The sequence below is a fragment of the Acinetobacter sp. AOR43_HL genome, assembly GCF_027854635.1.
Taxonomy (GTDB): domain Bacteria; phylum Pseudomonadota; class Gammaproteobacteria; order Pseudomonadales; family Moraxellaceae; genus Acinetobacter; species Acinetobacter pittii.
Window position 1 is genome coordinate 150534 of record NZ_JAKTHX010000037.1, and the last position, 26562, is coordinate 177095.

Sequence of the window (26562 nt, forward strand, 5' to 3'; positions counted from 1 at the left end):
TATAAAACAAATATGTTTTTAGCATTTCCTATTTTTCGACAAAACTAAATTCTGACCTCTATTGTAAAAAATTAAGGTATAGCTTTTTAGTGTTTTATTATTTTAGGTTAGAAATTTTCCTTTCTATTACTTAGCTTTAGTTTCCGACATTTCTCTAAATTTTTTTGGGCTATAACCATAAGTTTGAATAAAAGATCTGGTAAAGGCAGCTGGTGAAGAATAACCAACTAAATCAGCTATTTGTGAAATACTATTATTCGTTTCAATTAAATATTGATTCGCTAACTTCATTCGCCAATGTTTGAGATAATTAATTGGTGTAGTACCTACCAATTCTATGAAATTTTTTGAAAACTTTGATTTAGATTGATTAGTTTCTTTGGCAAGAATGTCTACGGTCCACTCTTTAGTAGGATCAGAATGCATTAAGAATAATGCCTTGCTAATAGCAGGATTCTGCAAAGCTGAAATCCAACTTTTATGGTTTAATGTTTCTTTATTTAGCCAAAATCTTATTGACCATACTAAAAGCAAATCGATAACACTTGAAAGCATAACCTGACTACCTAAAGAAGGTTGATCAAGTTCTAATTTTATTGCCGCTACTGTCATTGGTATCCATTCAGCAACTTTCCCATTTCGGTCTGAGGGAACTAATATATATTTAGGCAACCCTTCAGCGATTGTTTGTCCATATACACCGTTTAATTGAAAAACACATGTAATAACAGATGGTTCTATAGCTTTATCTTCTATAATTTCAATAGAATGCTTAAATCTCGAAGGAATAACGATAATATCCCCATCGTTTACAGTTTCATTTATTTGTTGTTCATCACTTTTAATTTTAAAACTACTTCCTTGAAATATATGGATATAAGAAAAATTATTATCCAGAAAAACAATATTTTTATTTTGATAATTTTCAACTTGATAAATTTTTCCTGATATTTTTGCTTTTTTATAAATATCAAAAAATATATCAGTTAATTTATTTAAATCTTGTTCACTATCCATCTCACTACATCTCATCAAAAAAAATGTTTCTGCAAAAAAATATGCTGTTTTGGTAATTGTGAAAAGTAGTTTTATAGCAAATAATCATTTTACGAAGATTTTATAGTTTGATATTTGATCAGGTTGTTTGAACTTCATGTGTGAATATTTCTAATTTAATTTATTGATTTCAATGTCATAGCTAAAGCTAGGAGAAAACAATGAGTAATAAACCAACAATTATATTAGTACATGGCTTTTGGGGAGGCGCTGCTCACTGGAGTAAAGTTATTATTGAACTTTCCCATAGAGGTTTTACCTCATTACAAGCAGTTGAATTGCCTTTAACTTCACTAGCTGATGATGTTGAACGTACAAAGAAAATGATAGCTCAGATTGATGGTGACGTAATTTTAGTTGGGCACTCTTATGGAGGTGCTGTTATTACTGAAGCTGGTAACCTTCCAAATGTAGTTGGTCTAGTCTATATAGCAGCGTTTGCTCCTGATACAAATGAGAGTCCAGGGGAGATTACGCAAAAGCATCTACCTGTCGCTGCTCCTAATTTATCACCAGATAGTGATGGTTACCTTTGGCTTAAAGCAGAAAAATTTCATGAAAGCTTCTGTCAAGACTTAACAGAAGATGAAGGTCTAGTGATGGGAGTAACACAAAAAGCTCCGTTAGCAAGCACCTTTGGCGACACGATTTCATCACCCGCTTGGAAAACTAAACCTTCTTGGTATCAAATTTCTACTCATGATCGAATGATTAGTCCAGAAAATCAAGAGTTTATGTCTTCTAGGTTAAATGCTAAAAAAGTTATTTCTTTAGATGCGAGCCATGCTTCATTAGCTTCCAAGCCAGTTGAAGTTGCAGATTTAATAGATGAAGCAGTTTCTTTCTTTAATTCATAAAGTTAATAAATTTAGATAGACAAACAAATTAAGAAGTTAAGAAAATAATAATTTTTTTAACTTCTATTTCATTATAAATATAAGTTCATCTCATAAGAGTCGCCGCTAGCAATGCGTATTATTGCTAATGAAAAATTAATTATAATATTTTTAATTCACCCGCTTTATAAACCACAATTTAACAATAACTTATTCATTATTTAGCCTTACTTTTTAATGATCTATTTTAAAACAAATGTCATTTTGTGTGCTTGACTGCAATAAATGTGAAGCTTATCCTTTGCCTGCTGGCCACATTGCCAGTCGGTTTTAGCAGACCGAGATGAAAGATCGCATCAGAGTTATTCCGTCTGAGGGATACTCTTATGTGTAAACTCCTCGTTCCCTCCCGTAGCGGTAGGACGGGAGAGGGACACCTTCGGGTGTGCTGGTTATATCTTTCACCAGTCTGCTAACCCTTTCTCGTTCTGCCACCATAAATTTAATGTCTGGCAGAACTCCCAATAAAAAGGAGTTGGCTTTGCACATCCATTATTTCTTGGCGGCCCTTGCCATAAGCTATCACGACACAGCTTAAACGTTTAAAGCAGTTTGATCGCCCTAAGGTTTTCAAGCTTTAAATCGTCACGACCAAAACTTACTCAACAATAAAACTTGAGATGTGCCAAGCACAGTCTTTATAGGCTTTGCTGTGCCTTTTTTTCTCCCAGAAAGGGCACAGGTTTTTTATCTCATTTATATACAACAAGAATTTTTATAACGGTAAAACTATGCCAAAGTTAGTGCTTTCCTCCCGTGCCATACAAGTTATTAATACGTCGATTGATTTATTTCAGCATCACGGCTTTCATACGGTTGGGGTCGACAGAATTGTTAAAGAGTCAAAAATTACCAAAGCGACCTTTTATAACTTTTTTCATTCAAAAGAGCGGTTTATTGAAATCTGCTTGATCGTACAAAAAGAACGTCTAAAAGAAAAAGTGGTTTCAATTGTTGAATACGACCAAGGTTCAAACGTGAAGGAAAAACTTAAGAAACTTTATCTTTTACATACCGATTTAGAGGGACTGTACTATTTTTTGTTTAAAGCCATGTTTGAAACAAAACTGACCCATCCAAAAGCCTACCAAACCGCGTTGAGATATAGAACGTGGCTCATTAATGAAATCTATAGTCAGCTTAGAGCAATCAATAAAGATGCGACTTTTCAGGACGCCAAGCTATTTCTATATATGATTGAAGGCATAATTATTCAGCTTTTAAGTTCGGGTCAGGCAGATGAGAGAGAAAGGGTGTTAGATTGTTTTCTCATCTCTATGATCAATCATCACTAGTTAACGAGCTCGCTTTTAAAAAGATCACCTCTTCGGACTCTTTCGGTCAAAGTCGGCGCTTCTAGATTCTTCGTTCTCATGCTTTATTTATCTCCATTCAAATGTTAATAAGATTAATACTAACCCCGAGGTGCGTACCTTATATGATCGGGGAATAAATATTATATTAAGGCTAATCTCTATTGGATCCAGAAATTTCGGGATTTTATTTACTCAGCTAATTTTGAACGTGGTTCCATCAATGTAAGTAATACTCTTTTTACATGATCAAACTCTTCTTTATAGATGCAGCCATACAATTTACACAGGATGAAGAATGAATAATTTGAATTTTAAAACTCTAAAGAAGTATTGGCTGCGATTCGTGGGTATTGCTGTAATCGCGGGCTCCTTAGTATTGGCATTTGCTTGGGTCGCCGGTCTATTTGGACATCGCACCACAAGCAAAACTTTTTTGGGAGACTCATTAAATAACTTTGATCCCGGATATCGACGTGCACACGGTAAGGGTATTTGTTTTGATGGCACTTACCACAGTAATGGTGCGGCAGCGGCACTCTCTAAAGCCACTGTATTTGCCAAGTCTGATATACCTGCGATTGGCCGTTTTTCTATTGGAAGTGGTAACCCGCATGCGGCAGATAATTCGACAGCAACAGTAAGTATGGCTTTATTACTTTCCGCAGCTGATCATTCACAATGGCGCATGAAATTAAATAACTTTCCCTATTTCCCTACACGAAATGCTGAAGGTTTTTTAGCGCAGCAAAAAGCATTTAAACCAGTTCCAGCTACTGGCAAACCTGATCCAGCCCTTGTTGAGGCTTTCTTAAAAGAATATCCAGAAGCGCGTAAGTCTATTGAGCAAAAGGCAAAGATGCCATTAACCGGTAGTTTCAGCGGTGCAGAATTTTATGTCGTAAATGCTTTTATATTGCGGGCTGCCAATGGACAAGAACAGCCAGTCCGTTGGTCTATGCGTCCTCATTCAAAATTTATTAGTCTGACCAAAGAACAACGTGATCAAGCTGGCCATGATTTCTTATTTAAAGACATCAAAAAACGTTTGGCTGAAGGGCCGCTATATTGGGATTTAGTTTTGCAACTTGCCGAGCCGGGCGACCCAGTGAATGACCCATCTCAACCTTGGCCAAAAGAACGCAAAGAAGTGATAGCAGGAACATTGGAAGTCAAAAATGTAACTGAACAGGTAAATGGCGTTTGCCGTGACATTAACTTTGACCCAACACTAGTTCCACCCGGAATTGAGTTATCAGATGATCCGGTACTCGCCGCACGAGCAAGCATCTATTCACAATCTTACAATGCTCGCTTACGTGAAATTGGATTTGGCAAAGCAACGGATGCCGTGGGCAAATAGGAGAGATCAGCCATGCAAAACAAATCTAACAATAATGCTCCACGTCATTTTAATTTGACTGCTCGAATACTACATTGGCTTATGGCGGTAGCGATTTTGGCCATGCTATTTATTGGTGTGGGAATGACAACCTCAATCACTTGGCGTCCGTGGTTAATCGATATCCATCGTCCTTTAGGAATCGCAATCTTATTATTGGTCATCATTAGATTAATAAATCGACTCTATTTTCCAATTCCACCTTTGCCGCCAACTGTACCGCGCTGGCAAGCATTTATGGCCCATGCATCACATTGGCTGCTCTATCTTTTGATGTTTAGTTTGCCATTGCTCGGATGGGCAACGCTATCAGCAGGTAATTGGCCTGTAACTTTATTTCCGGGTTGGGATCTTCCACCTATAGCACCCACCAACTCTACGCTTTACGCTTGGTTCCGTACTCTACACGGAATTTTGGCTTGGTTATTATTTGCTGTGGTTATTGGTCATCTGTCTGCTGCGTTATTACATGCATGGATTTATCGCGATGGCGTATTCTCAAGTATGGCTTTGGGCTCTTCTAAACCATCAAGTAATGGATCTTCTGCTGAAAAGGAGAATGTTGATTGAGGGGAGTGATTTAGTTCTTAAGCTCAGATCAGGCGGACGAGAGGGAAAAGATTTTCGATTGTTTTTTTAATCATCTGTTTGAATATAAAAATAATTTAAATAATAGAATGTATGGTTTGCTTGTTTTTTTGTTAGATGAGCAGGCCATAGATCCCGTGCAATAAGATGAGCTCATTACTCAGACAGAATCAAATCATCTGATCTAACTTTTTGTTTATATTATAAAAAAATAATATTTTGACTTTGTTGGCATATTATTGCTATTTTATTTTACGTTAATCGTAAATTGATTACGTATTGCATAATTAAAATGAATTAATTTAAAGCATGTCATGGAGAAGGGAATACCATGAAAGAAGTTGCATTAAGTGATCTGATCAATCAGCAGAAAGTTGGACGCTATCAAAAATTTATTCTGATCACCTGTTTATTACTGATGATTATGGATGGCTATGACATTCAGTCCATGGCTTACGCAGCTCCAATGATTATAGAAGAATGGGGTGTTCAAAAATCCATGCTAGGGATTGTGTTTAGCGCCAGCTTGTTTGGTTTGTTTGTCGGATCATTTTTATTAAGTTCACTCTCTGATCGTTTTGGCCGCCGTCCCATCTTACTGATCTCGACTTTTATGTTTTCGGTATTGATGCTGGTGACACCACATGTAGGCAATATTGAGCAATTGACTGCAATCCGTTTTATTACAGGAATTTTTTTAGGAGGTATCATGCCAAATGTTATGGCTTATAGCTCCGAAATTGTTCCATTCAAATCTCGTATTTTTACCATGATGGTCATTTCTTGTGGCTATACGGTAGGGGCAATGTTAGGGGGCGGTATATCCGCCTTATTAGTTCCTTGGGGAGGTTGGCAGGCGATTTTCTATTTTGGCGGTATTGTTCCTTTAATTATTTTCTTTATCACATACTTTAAGCTGCCAGAATCTTTATATTTTTTGAGTGAAGATAATAAAAATAATCCTAAGATTTTGTTTTGGTTAAAGAAGTTTTATCCCGCATTAACATTTAATTCAGAAATAAAAATCATCAATAACACTGAAGTTGAGGTTAAAAAGTCGCCGCTTGAGTTATTTAAAAATCAGCGTGCGTTTTTTACCTATTCCATCTGGATCATCAGTATTTTAAATATGATCAGTCTATATTTTCTGGCAAACTGGCTTCCGACTTTGGCCAAAGAGTCAGGACTTTCATTAAATCAAGCATTGATGATCGGTTCCACTCTACAATTAGGCGGTACGATTGGTAGTGTGGTGATGGGCCTTAAAATCGATAAGACAGGATTTTATAAAGTATTAATTCCTGTTTTTTTGGTTGCAGTGATGAGTGTTGCTTTAATTGGCTATGCGGTTAGCCATATTGTTTTATTATTTATTATCATTTTTATTGCTGGCTTTGCAATTGTTGGCGGGCAACCTGCGATTAATGCACTGTCTGCCAGTTATTACCCAGTTTCGCTTCGTACTACAGGAGTGGGCTGGAGTATCGGAATTGCCCGTTTGGGTTCGGTCATTGGGCCGCTATTTGGTGGCTACCTTTCCCAATTTCTGGTCATTACCCATTTATTCGTGATTGCTGCAATACCTTCGCTACTCGTCATTATCATGCTAATGATTCAAGCTAAGTACCGATCATAAAAACTATTATATGCATCATGCACATATTGATTGTAATTATGATCGGTAAGTAGATATAAGAAGGTGGTTACTGCTACTTCATGAGCTATTTAACTCGATACCACGTTTGATTTCGACCAATTGCAGAGATACCAATGTATCCACGAGCAGTAAGTTTTTCACCATCTGGTGATACTGTTAGGCTAAAGCGATATGTCTTATCTGACTGTGGGTCGAGGATAGAACCTTTGTCATATTTATTTTGACCCACACTTTTTAAATTTTTGACGATGGTTAAGCCAATTAAAGATTTGTTTTTGTAGGTACCTTCACACATCGTACATTTGTTAGCCTCACTTGGAACAAGTATTTTTTCGATGTTTGCAGAGAGGTTGCCATTTTTATCTTGGTTAAATCTTACCAGCGCCCTAGGCTGATTGGTTGCATCATCAATGGTTTTCCAAACACTGCCATGTAATTTGTCCGATGCAAATGAATGAACCGAATAAAAGCTAAGTAAAAGTAAGAGTAAATATTTTTTCATATCAATGTTTTCTCGAATTAAAAATAAATGGTTTTAAAGGCCAGAATTATTCATTTTAAATTTAACTTCACAATTTTCTTAGTATTGAATCTATAAGCTAAATAATATGCAAAGTTATAATCTATTTGTTTGGATATTATTTTGATCGGTTTTTTTATGCAATTGCGAGAATGGACAGAATTGTTAAACTTTTAAAAATTACTATTGAGTGGGGAGAAGAGAAGGAAAAATACTAATTAGGAAAGTTATATAGAATATAGAATTTTATGAATAATTTTTATTTCTTAAAGTATTATATTTTAAATTTATCTATATTTTTATTTAAATTATTAAATGATTCTAGTTGGCTTTGTTAAATAATTAAATATGATTCTATTTAATATTTTAATATGGCTAGGCTATTATATTTATGAGGTGAAATTAATTATAATAAAATTTTTTAAATCTAAACTATCTTTGATTATCCTACTCAAAAAATAAACTAAGTAGAGTTTTATATAGAATACAGCAAAAGTTAAGTTTCTATGCTTGAATTGAAGTGAAAATTGTACTAATTAGCGTAGAGTGGAAGAGTTGGAGGTTTTGATTATTTTATTAGCTTGTTTTATTATTTGTAGGATGATAGAAATGCATAAAATATATTGCATTAGCAAAACAATAGAGTAGAAGCAGTATAGATCCTTAAAATCGAGCAAATTTATATGAGTCATTTACAAAAGGTAGCGGCAGATAAGCAATCGCTTGGTTTTGAATTTCAGGATTTTGTTTTTATTGAAAAACTTATTGAGCTTAGACCAGAACAGTCTTTAGGATTAGAGGTCTATGATGACATCCATGTAACGACCAATGATGATAATGGAGTAGCTAAAGAGCTTCTCCTTATTCAAGTAAAGCATTCAATTGATGCTAGTAATATTAGTGACAGAGATATCGATATATGGAAGACTTTTTATAATTGGCTAAAGCTAGTTCCCGAGTTACCATCCCATTTACAACTTAAGTTTCAGTTGTACACTAATAAGAAACTAAATAATCAAGAATTTGTTAGTTTACTGAAATATCCCTCCAAGAATCTTAAAGAGATACTTAATTTTATCAATAAAACTCATCAAGATATTTCTGAAGCAGAATTAAAAAAGAAGCCTAGTAATTCAAGTAATCCAATTGCAAAATATGTAAAAGCCATCGCCGAGGCTAGTGATGAACATGTTGAATTTATCTTTACAAGATTTGAATTTCATTCAGACAATTCTGCAATAATTAATAGAATTTCTTTAGCATTAAGACAGTTAGCTATTCCAGTTTCACGTATTGATGAAACCAGAAAATATATAGTAGGTTCATTCAAAGAATCTAAATTTTCAAGAATTATAAAGGGTGAGAAGGTAGAAATTACTTTTGATATTTTTCGAAATGAGATGGGCTTTGACAGAATTATTAGATCTGCCCGTGCTTTACCTGCGGATTTTGATGAATTCCTTGATATGTATTACGACTACCAACGCCCAGATACTCTTTCATTTAGAAGTAGTAAATTTCATGACCAGCTCAAAGATATCGGTATTGATGATGAGGAAATTGTGGATAGGGGAATTGAAATGATGCTTGCCGAAGAGTTTATGAAGTCCTTGGAAGATGCAGGTTCATTTAGCGCAAGTGAAAATAAAAGATTAGAGTATAAGGCCATATCTGATTGGAAGTTAATTCATAATCAAATACATAGAACAAGTACTAGCGATAATGAAGATAAAAATTTTCAAGCGGCATTAGATTGTTACTATCAAACGATGAGAAGTTCTTTGAAAGCAGGCAATGTTGAGCTTCCCCTTAATTTGAGTTGTGGGAAATATATCAAGCTTTCCAATCTACCTCGGATTGGTTGGCGCAAGGACTGGAAAGGAAAATTCGAATAATGAATCGTTTATTTCACAATGAATTAATGGGTGTAGTTGCAATACAAAGTGCTTTAGAAAACTCAGATGAACATCGATTATCACTAGCAAAAGTGATGCTAGTTTTACCTTTACTTTTTGATAAAAATATTCGTTCAATCCTTAAAAGAAAAAATAGTGTTGTATTAAGTAGTAAAGATCTACTGCTTTCTAATCCCGAAGCTTTCATTAATGTTCGGGCAAGATATGAAGACTTAGTCATAACTTCATTAAATAGCATAATTCTTATACAGGAATTAGGTATTGCAACACTCAAGGGTGAATATTTGACGCTCAAAAAGCAAATATTTTTTCAAAATAAAAATGAGATTGGAAAAATTGCCACAGATATTTTAGCTGCAGGCCCTAAACTTGGGTTCCTTTTAAATGAAACTAATATAAATATTTATCAAACATTTAGGATCGATTTGTGAGTAATATTCAAATTTCAAATATTGTACTTTGGCAAAAGAATGGTATTAAGCGAACTCTTGATTTTCTACCTAATCGTGTGAATGTTATTACTGGAGATTCTGGTAAAGGAAAATCTTCAATTTTATTTATTATAGACTATTGTTTGCTAGCAAGTGAAACCAAAGGGATATCAAAAACAAATATTGATTCAAAAGTTGAATGGTATGGAATTAAGCTTTCTATAGATGGTAAGGAAATAGTTATAGCACGTCCTTCGGAGAGCAAAGGTGCAAATGATCAAGCGTATTTTAGTGAAAATAGTGTTATTCCACCCTTGCCATTTTTAAATATCAGAATTGATAATTTAAAAAGAGTCTTAAGTGGTGCATTTGGTATTGATACTGATTTACGAGTGCCTTATGGAGGAAAATATATTCAAGCAGGATCGAAAGTCTCTTTCCGCAACTTTCTGGCGTATAGCTATCAAGATCAAAATACTATTGTTGCACCTGATCATCTTTACATTCGTCCGACTGATGGCCGATATCAGGAAGCAATTGAACGAACATTTAGAATGGCTATTGGTGCTGAGAATGTGGATACTGCGTTATCCCGTAGTCGTCTTGCAGAGCTGGAGCGGAAAAGATCTATTCAAATAAGGAAAAATGAATCTTATGAAAGATCTGCAAAAGTATTTTCTGAAGAGGTAGGAACGTTATCTAAAGAGGCTCATTTGCTTGGAGTAATTGAAAATATTCCTGAAACTTATGACGAGAGTATTACTGCATTACAAGATTTGGTTCAGACGCCTATCATTCCCAGTAACCAAAATCATGAAATTGAGAGGATTGAGCGTGAAATATTCCGTTTAACTGCTAAAAATCGCCAATTAAAAGCATTTCTTGATAATAAATCTATTTATATTGATGAGCTTAAAGCAGTTGAGGATTCACTAAAACCAGTTAGTATTTTTAATAAACAAGCCGATAATTTATTTCCATCAGAATTTGCTAATAAAATTATTGCTCGATTAGGGCAAGAACTTTCAGATATAAAATCTTCACTGAATAACCGTAAGAGTTTTCCTTTTATGGATGAGGTAAAAAATATTATCCATCAGAATGAGGAAGAAATTCGAGCTCTTAAGAATGAATTGTATGCAATAAAGGAAAACCAAGTAATTGCATATAATCCTAGTGATTATTATAGATATTTAGGGCGTCTTGAAGCTAAACTTGAAGTGTATAGCCGTATTGAAAATTATGGATATCAGGTAGAGGACGACTTTGATAGTGCAATAGCGGCTTTAAAACGAATAGTTGATGAGAATGAAGAAAAAAGTAATTTAGCTAAACAGGAACTAAATTATTTAATTAATAAACGACTCGCTAATCTACCTTTGAAAGGTTATGAAGGTTTCTCAGCTTCATATTATGAAAAAGAAAAGTTGATCCATTTACGCTCTCCAGACTTTAATATTCTAGAGAATATGCCTGATGTAGGAAGTGCGTCAAATTATCTTTACCTTCATGTTTCATATTTTCTTGCAATACATGAAATAGCTAAAAAAATGCGAATTCCTTGGGTTCCTTCTTTCTTGGTTCTTGACCAAGTTAGTACTCCTTACTTTTCAAGTAATGGCGAGCCAAATGACGATATACGTAGCTTAGATAAAGTATTAATAGAATTGAATCAATTTGTGACCGATATGGATAAATATGATGGATTCCAAATTATTTTATTAGAACATATTGGGATGGAACATTGGACTTTACTGAATTTGGATAGATTTCATCTTGTGGATAAAGAACTCCGTGATGATTATGGGCTTATTCTTGATATTCCTGAAAATAAAGATTCAGGTGAGTAGGTTCCAACTTAAAATTATGTGCAGCTCAGAAAATTGCCGCAATAAATTTTTGTTGAGCTGCATAAATAATAAGATTTATTCCTTGGTTGATCATTGAATTGATGTATCCAATAGTTTCAATCTATCATTCGATAAATAGGTGTACACACTTAAAAGAAATAAAAAACATCCACTACTTTTTAAATTAGTTTGATTGCGTGTAATTCATCACAAATTATAAAAATAATATGCAAATCATGTGATTACTATAGATTGACACTGTGCAATATTAAGTCTTATAACTAAACAATCCTGAAAGCTGTTTCTTTAATAGGAACAGAAAAAACATAATATAAAGATGAATAGACATTAGAACAAAAAGTTAAGGAGAGAAGAAATGAAAGTCATTAGACATGCCTTATTTTCTCTTATGGGAATGCTGATAATAAATAGTGCAGATGCTGGCAATGCATCTACATCATTAAGGGTCAGTTTAACCATTCTAGAAACTTGTGAAGTTTCCACACAAGGAAACTTAGATTTTGGTTCGGTTGAACGTGCTCAGCCAGTTCCTACTGCAAGAACAGATGTAACTGTGCAATGCAGCAAAAATACACCCTATCAATTGGCAGTAACCTCAGACAATAATTTTGAACTTAAATCTGCTGATAGCCCAGCATCTGTTGCATATGTACTGTATCAAGATGCAGGCCATACTCAAATTTGGGGAGGGGCGGCGGATAACGTACGTTCACGAATTGCGACAGGAATGAAAGAAAATATTCCTATTCACGGGGCAATCACATCAAGCACCAATGTTCAGGCGACTAAGTATGAAGATTGGGTTCGTGTGAATGTTATATATTAATTGTGAAAACCAAAATAATTATAAATATCAAAAACTAATTTATAAAAAACCTCTTTTTAGGGGTGAATAAAGTATTTTAAAAAGCTACACCAAATAATGGTGTAGCCAGCTGCTTTGATAGAACTAAGCACCACGCATTAGTGCTGCTACTGCTTTTTCCAGAAATTGTAGGGTCACTGGTTTGAGCCAAGTACCGTCGGCAAGGCTTGGTTCATTTTGCATTGCTGTACGAATTTTTTCTTGAGTACTTGGTTTTTTGCCAGCATAGCCTTGTAGCATAGAGAGCCATTGTTGTGCCAAATGCTTTGCTCCATCACTATCTGGTGTGACCTCGGCATCAATCAATTTTTCAATATCGACCAATAATTGAGGCCATTTTTTCATCTCACGAATGTAATTTTCTTTTAGGAAAGTAAACTCATCGTCAGATAAATAACGGGCAAAAATACTCAGCTTACTCTCAGAAAAAGCTTTAAGTAAAAACTCAACAACTTCTGGCGTTACGCCTAATTTTTCCTGAAATTCAGGCTCAGCTGAGTTTATAGCATTTAGTTTAACTAACCATTCTGGGTTAGCTCGCGTATTGTGCTCAAGAGTTTTCATCCACTTACGAGCCAAGTCTTGAGCGGCTTCGCTATTAGATGGTTCGCCAGCATTAAATAGTGCATTTGCTGCTTGAGTTAACCCTTGCCATTCTTGGTGGCTTTTAGTGCCTGCTTGTAAGAAAGTTAGTTTTTCAAGCTCTTCTTTTGTAAAGTATTTTTCAAACATCGCTATAAGCTCCAGTGTTTTTAGCCAATCCTCCAAACCAAGCTCTTCACCACTTATGATCTGAGATTTAAGTTTGCTGAGCTGATTTCGCAATTTCTTTTGCTCTGTCAGCCGTTGATCAATGGCTTGAATCTGCTGATCAATAATCGGTAAAAGTGCAAGATTGGGGTCTTCAAGAACCGTATGGATTTCGGCTAACGACATTCCCAGTCCTCGTAATGCTTGAATCTGATGCAAACGAGTAATGTCTTTACGGGTGTATAGTCGATAACCAGCATCGGAACGGGCCGAAGGCTGAAGTAAGCCGATATCGTCATAGTGATGAAGAGCACGGACAGTAAGTCCTGTTTGCTTAGCCAATTCACCAACTTTTAACAGCATCTTTTTAGCTCCTTCTTCCTTAGGCGTGTTTTATGCTAGGGGCTTACGTTACGTGAGGGTCAACTACTTTAAATCATATTTTTTCATTATTTTTGCTTTAGTAAATATTCGAATTTATCTCTTTATTTCAATAATTACCTGAGTTTCATTGCAAGATCTTAAAAAAGGTCTTTTAAAGTGAGTTGGTTTAATAATTCCTAATGATCTCGTCTATCCAGTCAGAAAACACCCGTACTGCTGGTGAAAGAAAACGCTGATGTGGATAAAGTAAAGTCACGGCAACAGGTGGTGGACACCAGTCTTGTAATACTGCGATTAGTCGTTTTTCTTTTAAGTGATCTATCACAAGTCTTTCTGCAAGTTGAGCGAGGCCATATCCTTCAAGGCACATTTTGATATAAAGCTCAGTTTCATTAACGGCAACAGTACCATTCATTTGTACGGTTTTTTTCTCTTCATTTCGTACAAAGCGCATTTCACCAGCGTGTCTGTGGCTCCCTGAAAAATAATGAATAGCTCGGTGATGTTCCAAATCATTGGGAGTTTGTGGAAATCCATTTTCTTTTAAATATGCAGCTGAAGCGCATGTGACCCAGCGGAACTCACCAAGAGGGCGGGCTACCAGCGTGGAGTTCTCTAAATTTCCCATGCGGATTACACAGTCCACGCCTTCCTTAATCAGGTCTACTTGTCTATCGCTGACACCTATCATGAGATAAATATCAGGGTAACGCTGTTGAAACTCTTGCAGATTGGGCATGATGACCGAATGAGCAATGCCCGCAGGCATATCAACTCGTAATCGGCCCTGTGGCTGTTTGATGGCGTTAGTCAGGTTGGATTCGGTGTGTTCAATGAGGTCGATTATTTCTCGGCACTGGATGAGATATTCTGCTCCCTCTGGAGTCAGGCTAACCCGTCTCGTTGTCCTATTTAATAGGCGTACCTGTAAATACTTTTCAAGATTTTTAACTGTGCTGGTGACTGTTGAAGCGGGTAGTGAAAGTGCTTCTGCCGCGTGGATAAAGCTCCCAGCTTCTGCCACCCGAACAAAAATCTGCATTGCCTGAATACGATCCAATCTCATACCTTTGTCCCAATACTATACTCACACTCTTAGATTATTCGTTTTTACTGAATAATAAAAACAGTTTAACCAGCTTTTTCAGCATTATCACTTCAGATAGATTTTCAGCATACATTTGAGAAGTTGGAATAATGATGACTGATTACAACAGAAACATAGTGCAGCTGACTAAGTCTTCACCAAATAGAACACTGATTCGCGGGGCGACGATCCTAAGCATGGATAGCGTAATTGGGAACATGGTTCGCGGAGATATTCTTATCGAGAACGGTACGATTATCGCCGTTGGTGAAAATTTAGAAGCCGAAGGTGCAGCTATTATTGATGCATCCAATATGATCGCGATGCCGGGTATGGTTGATACCCATCGACATTCATGGGAAGGACAATTACGACGGATTAATCCGAATGCCGAAAGCTTAGAAGACTATTGCAACGCGACGCATTATTCTTTTGCCAAGTATTATCGCCCAGCAGATATGTACATCGGTAATTTGCTTACAGCTCTAGGTTGTATAGATGCGGGTATCACAACATTGATTGATAACTCACACAATAGTCGCAGTGCGGCCCACTCTGATGCGGCTGTTGAAGCTTTACTAGATGCTGGTATTCGGGCTGTACACGCTTCTGGTGCACCAGTAACAGGAGATTGGGATAGAGCGAACTGGCCTAGTAATCTCGAACGTCTTCAAGAAAAATATTTTAAAAATAGTAAAAACGGTTTGGTATCATTAGCTGCCATGGCTCAGTTAGAACCCGAATTATGGGCTGAGGCACGCAGATTAGGGCTACCAATCATTACTGAATTTTTTGGTGGGGAAATGGCTGCTGCACTAGAGGGTCTGCATCAACAAGGTCTGTTAGGGCCAGATAATATCTTTAACCACTGTACCTCGCTGCCAGATGCTGGATGGAAAATTTTGCGCGAAGCTGGAGTGCGAGTAAACGTATGCCCACGATCAGATGCTCACTATGGTATCGAAGACGGTATGTTTGCCATGCAATCGGCTCTACGTCATGGCATTAGACCTGGTTTGAGTGTAGATAATGAAACGTCTTATAGTGGCGATATGTTTATGGAAATGCGCGTAGCATTTTACTTACAGCGTGTAATGGGCATGCACCAAAACAAATGTTGTGGTTCGGCACATTCGCCAGTGACCTTTCAGGCGCAAAACCTTCTCAAAGCTGCAACGGCTGATGGTGCTACTTGTGCAGGTCTGCAAGAAAAAATCGGCAGCCTGACACCCGGTAAACAAGCTGACCTGATATTAATTCGAACGGATGACATTAACCTTTATCCGTCTGGTAATGCATTTGGCACGGTTGTTCATGCAACTGAACGCAGCAATATCGATACGGTGATGATTGGTGGAAGAATCGTTAAACGTGACGGTAAAGTGTTGGGTGTGGACAGTGAGCAACTTCGTGCAGCGATTGATGAATCTCGCCAGCATCTTTTCGTTGCGGCTGGTTATACTCCAGATATTTTTACCGAGACGTTTCTACCTCTGGAATAAGTTGTCTAAGAGGGAGCAAACAATATGTCTATAAATGTTATCTATTACCTCATGGCTTTTGGTGCGGGGCTGGGGATTACTCTACAAACCACATTGAATGGCCAACTGGCTAAAGGTATAGGCGGGAATTCTGTCGCTGCGGCATTATTTTCATTTACTGCTGGTGCGGTATGCCTTGGGATTTATTCTCTGGTTCGAGGCGGAATAGCTTCTTCACTGATCGCTATTCCTGATCAACCATGGTGGAGTCTTATGGGCGGAGTTCTAGGTTCTTGCGCATTACTGAGCTACGTCGTCCTTGCACCTAGAATCGGGTTATCGGCTTTGCTGGGGCTGGCAATTGCTGGACAAATTATCTCGTCATTGTTGATTGATCATTTTGGATTACTAGGGGCGGCCGAACGACCAGTTTCCATGTTTAAACTATGTGGAACACTGGTCATGCTGATAGGTCTAGGGATTGCTCTTTTCGGTGACAGGGGATGAGTTTTGGATTTAAAACGCCTGATATAAGTTGACCCCACGCCATTCCCGTCATGGAGTGGCAATATATTTAACAAATCAATAGCAATCGATATTCGCCATCTTTTTCAATCGGTGCTCGATGAACACAAGGCAAAACCTTTTGAGTGGGATGATCTACTGCTAAACGCCAAATATGTCCCGTGCCTAAATTTACAGGTTGGGCATTCGGTTTAGGCTGATAATGTAAATCAAAAAAATACTCTGCCAAAAAAGCTTCAAAGTCAGCATCAGAACCGTCATGTAATTCTTTGAGCTTTTCTCTAATTTCTGGAATTAAAACTTTTTGTTCAACTTGATCATTGGGCACAATATCACTGGCAGCGCCGTGATAGGTACATAAAAAGGTATCGGTTTCAATTGGAGAGCGATCAACATGAAATGAATATACATCTGTTGAAATGAAGCCTAGCTCTTCATCGCGTTCATAATGTTTAAGTAAGTTAAGTACTGGCGATGCGCCGAAATCAGTTAACTGCTCGATATCTTCTAAAATAGTTTTTCTTGCCAGATTGCCTTTTTCTGAAAGTTGTAGCGCTAAAAGGTCTTCAACAGAAACTTCTGTAATATTTTCTTTTAAATGAAGTTTACTCACAATCTCTTTAAAGTCGCCAACCAAATTTCTGTGCCAGCAAATCGCATTTGTCTCTCCTTGAAACTTTGTATTTACAAGTTCAGGGAAACTAGACACTTGTCTAATTTGTTTGCTGTCAGAAAACGCATTCTTCATATGAGAATTAAATAAAATAATAGAGCATGTCTAATATTATAGCCTGAGCTTAGCTAAAAAATATTCCCTTGCAATTTATTACGCCAGCTTAAACTTACTTCAGAAGAACATTATTTGCCTCTGAAGTAAGGTCTTTAAAGGTCGAGTAATTTATTTACCACTCATATTTAACACCCACTCGAAAATTAGTCGGAGCGCCGTAATAGCTATTTGTGGTGCCTAAATGGTATTTCTCATTAAATAAGTTATTAACATTAAAGTTGAGCATTAGATTATTGTTGACCTTATAACGTGCCATTAAGTCGACTAAAGCGTAACTTTCTTGAGTAAATCTACCTGTTGCAGAGACCGCATTTTTTTCATAGATTTCGCTTTGCCAACGAACACCGCCACCAATGGTCAGGGCTTCATCAAGATAAGGCAGGGTATAGGTGGTAAACAGTTTGACTGTGTTATTTGGCACACCGGTATTTAATCGGTTGTCTTGGCTATCTTTTGATAAGTTACGGCTAAAGCTTGTGGAAACTTGCCATAAATCAGTCAACTTACCTGTCGCTTCAATTTCAAAGCCGCGACTTTTGGTGCCAGATTCTGTTCGATAGGCTTGTGAACCATCTGGAGCAAATACATCTGCTAATGCAATCGCTGTATTGTCCTCTTTAGTTTGATAAATAGCAGCGCCAACATTTAATTGATTATCAAAAAACTCACCCTTAATACCCAGCTCGGTACTATTACCTATTAATGGGTCTATGTATTCGCCTGTAACAGCTTTCTTATCTTGTGGTGAAAAAATATTGGTGTAGCTTGCATACGCAGTCCAGTTGTCAGTGAAATCATAGGTAATGCCCACATAAGGAATCACCTTGCCACTTTCTTCTTGTGTTGTGTAGGTGGTCTTATTATCAGCATCTGAATGGTTGCCAGTTACGCGCTCCCAGTCTTCAATTCGAGTGCCTAAAATGACTGCAAGATTGTCGGTTGCTTTAAGACGAACAGCACCAAAAATAGATTGGCTACGATCATCGCCACTGTACCAACCATCTATTTTTGTTTCGGGGCGGTTAGGTGTACTGCCATCCCAAGCAAAAATATTTTTTAGAGTTCCATCCCATGTCATTCCGTTATTCCAGCCCGAATAGGTTGGACGTTTATTTTTGCTTTTTGTGTAAGTTGTGCCTAACACCACGTCATGAGTTTGATTAAACAAATCAAATGAACCGTTTAAGGTTAAATTGAATAAGTCTTGAGTAGGGCGATAATCCCAACGGGTTGCATACAACATTGCCCCGCTACCAGTAGCTTTATCAATCCCTTTACTTGAGAAGGTATAACCTACAATTTCATCCGAATCTGTAATGGTTCTAGACACCATACCTTTTAATTTCCAGCGGTCATTAAACTGGTGTTCAATATCAGCAAAGTAAGATGTCGTTGAACGGTCTGAACCCGTCCAACTCGCCGCCGCTGAATCTGAACGGGACCAGTTAATCGGTGTGCCATCTGTATAAAAGCTTGGTAAACCACCTCTAGCGACACCAGTCAAATCGAGTTGTTGGTAACTTGCACCCAAACTTGCTTTGGTTTGTTCAGTTAAATCAGCTTCTAATACGGCATAAGCCACTTTACGTTCTTCGTTGTAGCGGTCGATATAAGAGTCTGACTTTTGATAGGCAAAAAGAGTACGACCACGAATACTTCCTGATTCATTAAGAGGTGTGGAAACATCAATATCGGTACGATAAGAATCCCATGAACCAATGTCAGCACTCACCGAAGCCTTAAAGTCCTGTAATGGTTTTTTTCGGACCAGATTAATACTTGCGCTTGCACTGCCAGCACCTGTCATTAAGCCATTTGCACCTCGCACGACTTCGACACGGTCAAATAAAGCCATGTCCTGACTCTGGAAAATACTTGCATATGAACTCATGAGCTTTACGCCATCGAGTAAATAGCTATCCACTTCTTTGCCACGAGCGTAAATAGGTGAGTTATCACTGCCAATGTTGCCGCCTTGTTTAATAGAAAGACCTGCTGCCTGACTCACAACATCGGTTAATTGGGTGAGGTTCTGATCTTTCATTTGTTGATTGGTGATTACACTGACCAGTTGAGGTGTTTCTTTCAAACTTAATGCCAAGCCAGTAGAGGCAGTGGTCGCTTTCGCTGTATATAAGCCAGAACCTTCGGTTGTTAAATTTTCGCCATGATCAGCATTAACATGAATTGTTGCTAAATGAGCCGTACCTGTTTCACTGCCTGCCGTATCAAATTCATTGTTATTATTTGCTTTTGTTTTAATGGCTTCTAACTGGAAAACTTTGGGTTCAATTGGAGCGGGTGGAGCCTTCACTCGGATGCTGTAACCACCATTGTTTACTTTAACGGCTTCAAATGGGTGACTTTGTAATAACAGACTTAAAGCATCTTCAACAGCGTAATTCCCTTGAAGCGCTTTGCTTTTTGTTTTTGAAAGACTGGCATTATCGTAGCTAATGGTTGTGCCTGTTTGAATTGCCAGTTGCTTAATGGCCTGATCAAGCGTGCTCTGGCGAATTGAAATACTGTAAGTTTGTGCAGCGTAAATAGACGTTGAGGTAAGCGCCGTGACCACCCATGGCGTACTCCATAGCACTGCACGTATAGCCAAAGCCAATTTACTTTTTGCTTGATAATCCTTCATGTGGTCTTCTCGACAGGGAGTGTATTCCTCTATAAGTCGAACCAGATCAAAAAAAGGGTCACATTTTTTATCTTTTTTTAATATTTAACAAATAGGGACTGTAATAGGTCAGCTCAAGTTGATGACTATAGGCCAAAGTTTCTAAGCTTTGCTCAGGGTTCTTTAGAGAAAATACCCCAGAAATTTTTATATTTTTTAATTCGGGGGCGAGATGGTAAATTCCTTTTTTATAAAGAAATAGTTCATCCAGCACTTTTTGAAGTGGCCATTGATCTACAACCAAAAGTTGTTGGGTCCAATAGGGCTGATCGTTATCGAGAGGAAGAGCTTTTGATATATATTTTTCATCAAAAAAAGCACGTTGACCTTGTTTTAATATTTGGCGTTTAGACGAGTTCTCTGGTTCAATGGCTACTGCATGTTTATAGACTTTGACTTTGGTTTGTTCGCTATTTTCTTGATGAACCGTAAATTGAGTACCTAAGGCTTCTACTGAACCATTCTTGGTTTCGACAATAAATGGCCGATGTTGAGCATCCTTTGCCGTTTCAATATAAATTTCTCCATCAATCAGCTTTATCTGACGTTTCTCTTGCGTGAAATTTACATCGACATAGCAATCACTTGCCATAATCAGTTGAGAACCATCCTTTAACGATACTTTTTTAATTTCACCCACTTTGGTGTGATAGTCCGACTGCCATTTTTCCCAAGGTATGAAATAGGCAGACAAGCCAACGATGACTAAACCTGAAAGGCTCAACAGCATATTGCGTTTTGCAGCAAGATTAAATTTTTGATTAGACTGAACTAAAGCTTTGGAAGGGAAGTTACCTGCGAGGTTTGATAAACCGTGGCTAAATTTTTCCATTTGCTGGAGTGCTAGCTGGTGTTCTTTTTTTTCGGCTTTCCACTGCTCAAATTGTTGTTGCTGTAATGCTGTCATTTCACCCGAATGTAGAAGTACCAACCAGTCTGCGGCTGCATCTAAAACATGAGGAGGAATTTTATTAATAGCTGACATACAGTAGAAATTTGAGCGCGTTGAAAAGGGTTAATTATAGAGGTCTATACAAGCCAAAAAAGCTTGTTTCATATCTCTTTTCACAGTAGCTTCAGAAATATTCATTTTTTCACTAATTTCTCGATAAGTCATGCCGTCTAGTTGAGACATCAAAAAGACCTGAGCCGTGCGGGTGGGTAGTTTTTCTAATATTAAATGAACTTGATATAGGGTTTCTTGAATATAAACTTCATGTTCAGCAGAGGGATAATATTCTTCTGGAAGATGCTGTAGGGCGTCTAGATATAAGTTTTCAATATGCTGACGGCGCCAATGGTCAATAATGACATGTTTGGCGATGCCCATAAGCCATGCCTGTGGTTCCTTAATTTTTTGAAAACAATATCCACTTTTTAAAGCACGATAAAACACTTCCTGACTCAGGTCTTCAGATTGATGATGGTGCTGAATTTTGTGTTTAAACCATGATAAAAGCGTAGTTTGCTGAGAACGGTAAATTTGGCTAAACCATACCTGTTTCTCTACATTGAAGTTCATAGCGGCGGAGTCCACAAATTGGCAATGAGTAGCGCAATTAAACACACAGTTAAATTATTCTTAAATAGTAATGATAATTATTATTAATATCAACAAAGAGAGCTCTATATTCTAAAAATTCTTATGCTCTAATTTTTCGCTATTTAGGGCCTGTACCTTAGTCGCAGACACATGTATCGTTAGAGGATAATACTTTAAAATAATAAGGTGATTGAAAAACAAAATTATTCAATTAAACAACCGGACTGTTCCACCACAATTAAAACAACACCCACCTCAAGATGAGTCATATAAAAATAAATAAAACATGAGGTTTTATTGGTGAAAATTGACAGGGTATATCACTGTTCAAGCTTGGGGTTTATGAAGAAATATTTTACGGTTGATTTATTTATGATAGCTTCGTCTTACTTTAAAAAACGCAAAAAAAATTACCGTACCGTAAAGGATCAGCAGCTTACAATCGCCGCAAAAGCCAATATCTTTATTTGCATTATTTTTTGTTTGTTTTGGACCACATATTTTATATTTGCAAAAATGTGGTTAATTGTGGGTATGGATATCATTTTTACACTGATCTCTATATTTAGCCTTTTTCTTATTTATATAAACCGCATTTCAGCGGGTATTCTTTTATCTCAAGTCGTTCTGCTTGTTTTTCCAGTCATTTTTTGCTTATTTTTTGATGTTGCTACAAGTGACCGTCCGCAAGTGGCTCAATTGTTTTTACCCGCTGGGGCGATATTGGGATATTTGAATTACCGTAGAAATCCAAGCTTTTTACAAGCTGCTTTAATTCTTTTGTCGATCGGATGCTTTATATTTTTTAGTGGCAGCTCTTTTAATCTTGAGAGCGCCATACCTTTGCCGGAAGATATTCGTGATCATGGGGGATGGATTGCAACTTGTGTCGCTACGCTCATGATCTGTATTTCAATTTACACCATGCAATTAGAGATACAAACTGAAAGCACTATGGTGCAAGACTTACGTTTAGCGCTTGTTAAAGAACAGTTTGAGCTTTTTTATCAACCGCAAATTAATGCTTCTGAAACGTTAATTGGCGCGGAAGCTTTATTAAGATGGCATCATCCTGTTTTAGGAGATATTCCCACAAAAGATTTTATTCCAGCAGCCGAAACTTTTGGGTTAATGCCAGAGATTGGAGAATGGGTATTGGCTCAAGCCTGCAAAGTTCTACAAGATTGGAGTAAAAAAGCCGAGACCAAAGATCTTACACTTTCAATTAATATTAGTGCTGATCACTTCATGCAACCAAACTTTGAGCAAACTGTGATTGGGCTGATTCAGAAATATGGGGTCAATCCATCTCGGCTCATATTAGAAATTACTGAAAATATTGCTTTAACGAATTGTGTAAGCATGGTCGAAAAAATGAACTTTTTATCTAAACAAGGAGTTCAGCTTTCTCTTGATGACTTTGGTACAGGTTATTCATCTTTAAGCTATCTACAAAAAATGCCCATCAGACAAATCAAAATTGACCGTAGCTTTGTACAGGCAGCATTGGATGATAAACGCAGTAATAAACTCGTCACTGGCATTATTAAAATTGGTCTAGATTTGAACCTCAGAGTGTTGGTAGAAGGCGTCGAAACTGCTGAACAATTTGATGTTTTTAAAAATAATGGATGCACTGAGTTTCAAGGCTATTTGTGGGGCTGTCCGATGCCTTTAAATGACTTCTTAAAACAGATAGCCCATTTCAAAATGAAAAATTAATTTCAATAAGGACTCATGAGAACCGCTATTGATAGCCAAAATTTAATTAGGCCACTCCGAAAATGTCATTAAACAATTTTGAAGAGTGGCCCAACTAAGTAATATATTTGAATAATAAAAAGATCTACATTCGAATATTACGGTAGATAGATTTTACTTTGTCGGGACTAACCGTCAGCATGTGAATTGCGCCGTGAATCATTCCTTCTAATAAATAAAAGTTCACCTGAATGCCCGCATCCCACAGTTTTTGAGCATATCTTTCACCATCGTCACGAACGGGATCATATTCACACACAAAAATGGTTGCATCAGGCAGCCCCTCTAAAGACTGAGCGAGTAATGGGCTTACAAGCTCGTTCTGTTTTTCACTTTCATCCTGCATATATTGATCCCAGCAATAAAACATTGTGGATGACTCTAAACCATAACCTTCGGCATATTGTTGATAAGACTTGCTGCTCATCGTGGCATCTAAAGCAGGGTAAAAAAGAAGTTGATGGCTCACCTTAATTTCTGGGTGTTGTTTTGCCATTAAACATGTGGCAGCAGCTATATTGGCGCCTGCACTATCTCCGCCTACAGCCACGCGGTTTTGATCAACTCCAAACCGTGAAGCGTTCTCATAGATATAACGAAATGCCGTAAAAAAATCATTTAAAGGTGTAGGGAACTTAAATTCTGGGGCCAAACGATAGTCCACAGAAAATACAACCTGTTGAGTAGTTTCTGCTAGTAACCGACAAGCGCGGTCCCATGCATCTAAACTTCCGAGGCACCAACCTCCACCATGAGCAAAAACTAAAGCTGGACGTTGCTCAGCGTTTTCGAGTGAATAGGGAACATACACCCGAACTTCAATTTCCGCGTCATCTGAAACAGCAACATGAAAACTTTGTTGATAGTTTGCATCTTGTTGAATGCCTTGCTGATCAATAATGTCTTTATTTACTTGCTCCCTTAGCGCTTGTAACGAGTTTACTCCTTGTGCGGTAGGTCTGGATTTAAGCCAGTTTTCAATTTCAGCAAGTAGAGGCATGGCTTTTTTCCTGCTGCAAAAATTCTAAAATGAGTGAGCTAAATATTTTTGGCTGTTCCTCCATAATGAAATGACCGCAGTCTTTTACAATCGCACTGGTTAAATGGGGTGAAACCTTTTTCATGGTTTCATAAGGTGCATTATCTGTGGCATGTTCAGCACCGATTGCTAAAACTGGCATGTCTAAATTTTTAGCTTCTCTCATTTTATTTTGACGTATGGTCTCTGGAATAGAGCGGTAATAATTAAACCCCGCTGCTAACCGACCCGGAATTTTATAGGCTTCAATATAAGTTTCAGTTGCAACTTTATCTTTGTGCCACGACCATTTATCAAACATATAATTTAAATAAGTATCTTCACGGCCCGCGATTAAAGCTTCGGGTAAATCTAAGGTCTGGTTAAACATGAAGTGCCAAAGAAAAATATTTTCACTCGGCTCAACAAAAATAGGAGGTGCGGGCGCTAAACCGGGAATCACAGCCTCTATGACCGCAAGTCGAGTTACAGACTCAGGAAAGTCAGATGCAAGCGCATAGGCAACCCACATACCAATGTCGTGACCAACAACCGAATAAGTTGGATATTCAAGTTGATTCATGAGCATCGATAAAATCTTGGCAATACGCCCCGTATCGTAACTTCCATCCAGTGGAGCTGAATTTCCTGTTCCGGGTAAATCAACCGCGATTGCTTGATAACCCTGTTTTGCCAGTTCAAGCATGACTTTGTGCCACGCGTACCATGTTTGTGGCCAGCCCGGAATTAGCAATACCGCTGGGCCTTCACCTAAGGTGACGTAGTGTAATTTTTTGCTTTCGATGTGAATGTAATGATGATCGAATTCGTGATGCGAGTTTTTATTGAATAATTGAGTTTTCATGTTGATTTCTCTTACGCTTCCTTAAATACCCAATAGCTGATTAATTTGAGTCTGATTCACAGGGGCAGCAGCAAAGTCATCAAACACTTTATCGGTGACATGAATAATGTTTTGCTTAATGAACTCGGCACCTTCGCGTGCGCCATCGTCTTTATTTTTGAGGCAACATTCCCACTCTAATGTGGCCCAGCCTTCGTAGTCGTAATGCGCTAACTTTGAAAAAATCGCTTTAAAGTCAACTTGACCATCACCCGTAGAACGGAATCGACCCGCTCGATTTCCCCAGCTTTGATAGCCGCTATACATTCCTTGGCGGCCTGTTGGATTAAATTCGGCGTCTTTAACATGAAACATGCGAATGAAATCTTTATAGATATCGATATATTCCAGATAGTTCAGTTGTTGCAAAACAAAATGGCTTGGGTCAAAAAGAATATGGCAACGAGAGTGGTTATGAGTCCGCTCTAAAAACATTTCAAATGTAATGCCATCATGCAAATCTTCACCGGGGTGAATTTCATAGCAAAGGTTTACGTCATGTTCATCACAAGCATTCAAAATAGGAAGCCAGCGACGCGCTAATTCATCAAATGCCGTTTCAATAAGCCCTGATGGTCTTTGTGGAAACGGAAATACATAAGGCCATGCCAAAGAGCCTGAAAATGTTCCCATGTCTTTAAGACCTAAGCGGGCAGATGCCTGAATTGAAGCGAGCATTTGTTGTTTTGCCCACTCGGTTCTAGCTACTGAATTACCATGCAAATGAGATGGGGCAAAGTTATCGCACATTGAGTCATAAGCAGGATGTACAGCCATTAACTGCCCAAAAATATGAGTCGTTAACTCACTAATTTTTAAGCCATGATTGTTTAAAGTACCTAATATTTCATCGCAATAATCTTGGCTTTCTGTTGCCAAATTAACATCAAATAAACGCTTATCCCAAGCAGGAAGTTGTACCGCTTCAAATCCTTGGTCTGATACCCAAGCAGCAATATCTTCTAGACGGTTAAAAGGGGAAATGTCATCGCTAAATTGAGCAAGGTGAATACTAGGACCTTTGATCGTTTTCATAACAAAACCTAATTAGTTGTCGATCGACAAACAATAGGCTTAATTTTTGAGAAAAACAACTTTTTATTTGAAAATCAAAACAAAAC

The 26562-nt window shown here is 37.5% G+C and carries 23 protein-coding genes; 12 read left to right on the forward strand and 11 right to left on the reverse strand.

Annotated features, from left to right (window positions below; all coding sequences use genetic code 11):
* Positions 1 to 126 precede the first annotated feature (126 nt).
* Complete coding sequence (locus MKL33_RS19390) at positions 127 to 1017, reverse strand: AraC family transcriptional regulator (protein ID WP_039757742.1); 891 nt, start codon at positions 1015 to 1017, stop codon at positions 127 to 129.
* A gap of 200 nt (positions 1018 to 1217) precedes the next feature.
* On the opposite strand from MKL33_RS19390, the gene MKL33_RS19395 reads away from it, so the two are divergent.
* The 5 genes from MKL33_RS19395 to MKL33_RS19425 all read left to right on the forward strand — a co-directional run bounded on the left by MKL33_RS19395 (position 1218) and on the right by MKL33_RS19425 (position 6891).
* Complete coding sequence (locus tag MKL33_RS19395; RefSeq protein ID WP_270907560.1) at positions 1218 to 1913, forward strand: alpha/beta hydrolase; 696 nt, start codon at positions 1218 to 1220, stop codon at positions 1911 to 1913.
* Between the two features lie 770 nt (positions 1914 to 2683).
* Complete coding sequence (locus tag MKL33_RS19405) at positions 2684 to 3247, forward strand: TetR/AcrR family transcriptional regulator (protein WP_270907561.1); 564 nt, start codon at positions 2684 to 2686, stop codon at positions 3245 to 3247.
* Positions 3248 to 3563: 316 nt separating this feature from the next.
* The gene (locus MKL33_RS19410; protein ID WP_017386646.1) at positions 3564 to 4628 is read left to right on the forward strand and encodes a catalase family peroxidase; all 1065 of its coding nucleotides are present in this window, start codon (positions 3564 to 3566) and stop codon (positions 4626 to 4628) included.
* Between the two features lie 12 nt (positions 4629 to 4640).
* The gene (locus MKL33_RS19415) at positions 4641 to 5237 is read left to right on the forward strand and encodes a cytochrome b (RefSeq protein ID WP_270907562.1); all 597 of its coding nucleotides are present in this window, start codon (positions 4641 to 4643) and stop codon (positions 5235 to 5237) included.
* Between the two features lie 349 nt (positions 5238 to 5586).
* Positions 5587 to 6891, forward strand: a complete 1305-nt coding sequence (locus tag MKL33_RS19425) for an MFS transporter (RefSeq protein WP_270907563.1) — start codon at positions 5587 to 5589, stop codon at positions 6889 to 6891.
* 85 nt (positions 6892 to 6976) lie between these two features.
* Here MKL33_RS19425 and MKL33_RS19430 read toward each other — a convergent pair whose 3' ends face one another.
* Positions 6977 to 7414: a DUF2147 domain-containing protein gene (locus MKL33_RS19430; protein ID WP_005076813.1), complete on the reverse strand. Its 438-nt coding sequence runs from the start codon at positions 7412 to 7414 to the stop codon at positions 6977 to 6979.
* 701 nt (positions 7415 to 8115) lie between these two features.
* Here MKL33_RS19430 and MKL33_RS19435 point away from each other — a divergent pair.
* The 4 genes from MKL33_RS19435 (at position 8116) to MKL33_RS19450 (ending at position 12476) form a co-directional block, all read left to right on the forward strand.
* Positions 8116 to 9327: a hypothetical protein gene (locus MKL33_RS19435; RefSeq protein WP_270907564.1), complete on the forward strand. Its 1212-nt coding sequence runs from the start codon at positions 8116 to 8118 to the stop codon at positions 9325 to 9327.
* Positions 9327 to 9779 carry a three component ABC system middle component gene (locus tag MKL33_RS19440; RefSeq protein ID WP_270907565.1) on the forward strand — a complete coding sequence of 151 codons (453 nt, stop codon included), beginning with the start codon at positions 9327 to 9329 and terminating at the stop codon, positions 9777 to 9779. Before MKL33_RS19435 ends, MKL33_RS19440 begins: the two co-directional genes overlap by 1 nt.
* A complete protein-coding gene (locus tag MKL33_RS19445) occupies positions 9776 to 11629 on the forward strand; it encodes a DUF3732 domain-containing protein (protein WP_270907566.1) in 1854 nt (617 codons plus the stop codon). The genes MKL33_RS19440 and MKL33_RS19445 overlap by 4 nt, the downstream gene beginning before the upstream one ends.
* A gap of 376 nt (positions 11630 to 12005) precedes the next feature.
* On the forward strand, positions 12006 to 12476 hold the full coding sequence (locus MKL33_RS19450) for a Csu type fimbrial protein (RefSeq protein WP_270907567.1): 471 nt from the start codon (positions 12006 to 12008) through the stop codon (positions 12474 to 12476).
* Positions 12477 to 12599: 123 nt separating this feature from the next.
* Here MKL33_RS19450 and MKL33_RS19455 read toward each other — a convergent pair whose 3' ends face one another.
* Both MKL33_RS19455 and MKL33_RS19460 read right to left on the reverse strand, forming a co-directional pair.
* Positions 12600 to 13628, reverse strand: a complete 1029-nt coding sequence (locus MKL33_RS19455) for a MerR family transcriptional regulator (protein ID WP_270907568.1) — start codon at positions 13626 to 13628, stop codon at positions 12600 to 12602.
* A gap of 187 nt (positions 13629 to 13815) precedes the next feature.
* On the reverse strand, positions 13816 to 14715 hold the full coding sequence (locus MKL33_RS19460) for a LysR family transcriptional regulator (protein WP_213688524.1): 900 nt from the start codon (positions 14713 to 14715) through the stop codon (positions 13816 to 13818).
* Between the two features lie 134 nt (positions 14716 to 14849).
* On the opposite strand from MKL33_RS19460, the gene MKL33_RS19465 reads away from it, so the two are divergent.
* Both MKL33_RS19465 and MKL33_RS19470 read left to right on the forward strand, forming a co-directional pair.
* Complete coding sequence (locus MKL33_RS19465; protein ID WP_005132456.1) at positions 14850 to 16238, forward strand: amidohydrolase family protein; 1389 nt, start codon at positions 14850 to 14852, stop codon at positions 16236 to 16238.
* Between the two features lie 24 nt (positions 16239 to 16262).
* Positions 16263 to 16724 carry a DMT family transporter gene (locus MKL33_RS19470; RefSeq protein WP_270907569.1) on the forward strand — a complete coding sequence of 154 codons (462 nt, stop codon included), beginning with the start codon at positions 16263 to 16265 and terminating at the stop codon, positions 16722 to 16724.
* Between the two features lie 67 nt (positions 16725 to 16791).
* On the opposite strand, the gene MKL33_RS19475 is transcribed toward MKL33_RS19470, so the two are convergent.
* The 4 genes from MKL33_RS19475 to MKL33_RS19490 all read right to left on the reverse strand — a co-directional run bounded on the left by MKL33_RS19475 (position 16792) and on the right by MKL33_RS19490 (position 21737).
* Positions 16792 to 17490, reverse strand: a complete 699-nt coding sequence (locus tag MKL33_RS19475; RefSeq protein WP_270907570.1) for a DUF1826 domain-containing protein — start codon at positions 17488 to 17490, stop codon at positions 16792 to 16794.
* Positions 17491 to 17644: 154 nt separating this feature from the next.
* Entirely contained in the window at positions 17645 to 20176 is a 2532-nt protein-coding gene (locus tag MKL33_RS19480; protein WP_130121160.1) for a TonB-dependent siderophore receptor, read from the reverse strand.
* A 67-nt stretch (positions 20177 to 20243) separates the two neighbouring features.
* Positions 20244 to 21200 (reverse strand): FecR domain-containing protein, encoded by a 957-nt coding sequence (locus MKL33_RS19485; protein ID WP_270907571.1) that lies wholly within the window; start codon positions 21198 to 21200, stop codon positions 20244 to 20246.
* Positions 21201 to 21230: 30 nt separating this feature from the next.
* Positions 21231 to 21737, reverse strand: coding sequence for a sigma-70 family RNA polymerase sigma factor (locus MKL33_RS19490; RefSeq protein WP_005076797.1), 507 nt, complete (start codon positions 21735 to 21737; stop codon positions 21231 to 21233).
* A 363-nt stretch (positions 21738 to 22100) separates the two neighbouring features.
* On the opposite strand from MKL33_RS19490, the gene MKL33_RS19495 reads away from it, so the two are divergent.
* Positions 22101 to 23480: a putative bifunctional diguanylate cyclase/phosphodiesterase gene (locus MKL33_RS19495; RefSeq protein ID WP_119684777.1), complete on the forward strand. Its 1380-nt coding sequence runs from the start codon at positions 22101 to 22103 to the stop codon at positions 23478 to 23480.
* Between the two features lie 124 nt (positions 23481 to 23604).
* Here MKL33_RS19495 and MKL33_RS19500 read toward each other — a convergent pair whose 3' ends face one another.
* Genes MKL33_RS19500 through MKL33_RS19510 form a run of 3 tightly spaced genes read right to left on the reverse strand, consistent with a single transcriptional unit; the run spans position 23605 to position 26476 of the window.
* Positions 23605 to 24519: an alpha/beta hydrolase gene (locus tag MKL33_RS19500; RefSeq protein WP_270907572.1), complete on the reverse strand. Its 915-nt coding sequence runs from the start codon at positions 24517 to 24519 to the stop codon at positions 23605 to 23607.
* The gene (locus tag MKL33_RS19505) at positions 24503 to 25402 is read right to left on the reverse strand and encodes an alpha/beta fold hydrolase (RefSeq protein ID WP_270907573.1); all 900 of its coding nucleotides are present in this window, start codon (positions 25400 to 25402) and stop codon (positions 24503 to 24505) included. Before MKL33_RS19505 ends, MKL33_RS19500 begins: the two co-directional genes overlap by 17 nt.
* Before the next feature lie 21 nt (positions 25403 to 25423).
* Positions 25424 to 26476, reverse strand: coding sequence for a sugar phosphate isomerase/epimerase family protein (locus MKL33_RS19510; RefSeq protein ID WP_270907574.1), 1053 nt, complete (start codon positions 26474 to 26476; stop codon positions 25424 to 25426).
* Positions 26477 to 26562 lie beyond the last annotated feature (86 nt).

Coding starts and splice junctions, on each gene's coding strand:
- MKL33_RS19390 (WP_039757742.1), bottom strand. CDS start 1,017: ATGGATAGTGAACAAGATTTAAATAAATTAACTGATATATTTTTTGAT.
- MKL33_RS19395 (WP_270907560.1), top strand. CDS start 1,218: ATGAGTAATAAACCAACAATTATATTAGTACATGGCTTTTGGGGAGGC.
- MKL33_RS19405 (WP_270907561.1), top strand. CDS start 2,684: ATGCCAAAGTTAGTGCTTTCCTCCCGTGCCATACAAGTTATTAATACG.
- MKL33_RS19410 (WP_017386646.1), top strand. CDS start 3,564: ATGAATAATTTGAATTTTAAAACTCTAAAGAAGTATTGGCTGCGATTC.
- MKL33_RS19415 (WP_270907562.1), top strand. CDS start 4,641: ATGCAAAACAAATCTAACAATAATGCTCCACGTCATTTTAATTTGACT.
- MKL33_RS19425 (WP_270907563.1), top strand. CDS start 5,587: ATGAAAGAAGTTGCATTAAGTGATCTGATCAATCAGCAGAAAGTTGGA.
- MKL33_RS19430 (WP_005076813.1), bottom strand. CDS start 7,414: ATGAAAAAATATTTACTCTTACTTTTACTTAGCTTTTATTCGGTTCAT.
- MKL33_RS19435 (WP_270907564.1), top strand. CDS start 8,116: ATGAGTCATTTACAAAAGGTAGCGGCAGATAAGCAATCGCTTGGTTTT.
- MKL33_RS19440 (WP_270907565.1), top strand. CDS start 9,327: ATGAATCGTTTATTTCACAATGAATTAATGGGTGTAGTTGCAATACAA.
- MKL33_RS19450 (WP_270907567.1), top strand. CDS start 12,006: ATGAAAGTCATTAGACATGCCTTATTTTCTCTTATGGGAATGCTGATA.
- MKL33_RS19455 (WP_270907568.1), bottom strand. CDS start 13,628: ATGCTGTTAAAAGTTGGTGAATTGGCTAAGCAAACAGGACTTACTGTC.
- MKL33_RS19460 (WP_213688524.1), bottom strand. CDS start 14,715: ATGAGATTGGATCGTATTCAGGCAATGCAGATTTTTGTTCGGGTGGCA.
- MKL33_RS19465 (WP_005132456.1), top strand. CDS start 14,850: ATGACTGATTACAACAGAAACATAGTGCAGCTGACTAAGTCTTCACCA.
- MKL33_RS19470 (WP_270907569.1), top strand. CDS start 16,263: ATGTCTATAAATGTTATCTATTACCTCATGGCTTTTGGTGCGGGGCTG.
- MKL33_RS19475 (WP_270907570.1), bottom strand. CDS start 17,490: ATGAAGAATGCGTTTTCTGACAGCAAACAAATTAGACAAGTGTCTAGT.
- MKL33_RS19480 (WP_130121160.1), bottom strand. CDS start 20,176: ATGAAGGATTATCAAGCAAAAAGTAAATTGGCTTTGGCTATACGTGCA.
- MKL33_RS19485 (WP_270907571.1), bottom strand. CDS start 21,200: ATGTCAGCTATTAATAAAATTCCTCCTCATGTTTTAGATGCAGCCGCA.
- MKL33_RS19490 (WP_005076797.1), bottom strand. CDS start 21,737: ATGAACTTCAATGTAGAGAAACAGGTATGGTTTAGCCAAATTTACCGT.
- MKL33_RS19495 (WP_119684777.1), top strand. CDS start 22,101: ATGAAGAAATATTTTACGGTTGATTTATTTATGATAGCTTCGTCTTAC.
- MKL33_RS19500 (WP_270907572.1), bottom strand. CDS start 24,519: ATGCCTCTACTTGCTGAAATTGAAAACTGGCTTAAATCCAGACCTACC.
- MKL33_RS19505 (WP_270907573.1), bottom strand. CDS start 25,402: ATGAAAACTCAATTATTCAATAAAAACTCGCATCACGAATTCGATCAT.
- MKL33_RS19510 (WP_270907574.1), bottom strand. CDS start 26,476: ATGAAAACGATCAAAGGTCCTAGTATTCACCTTGCTCAATTTAGCGAT.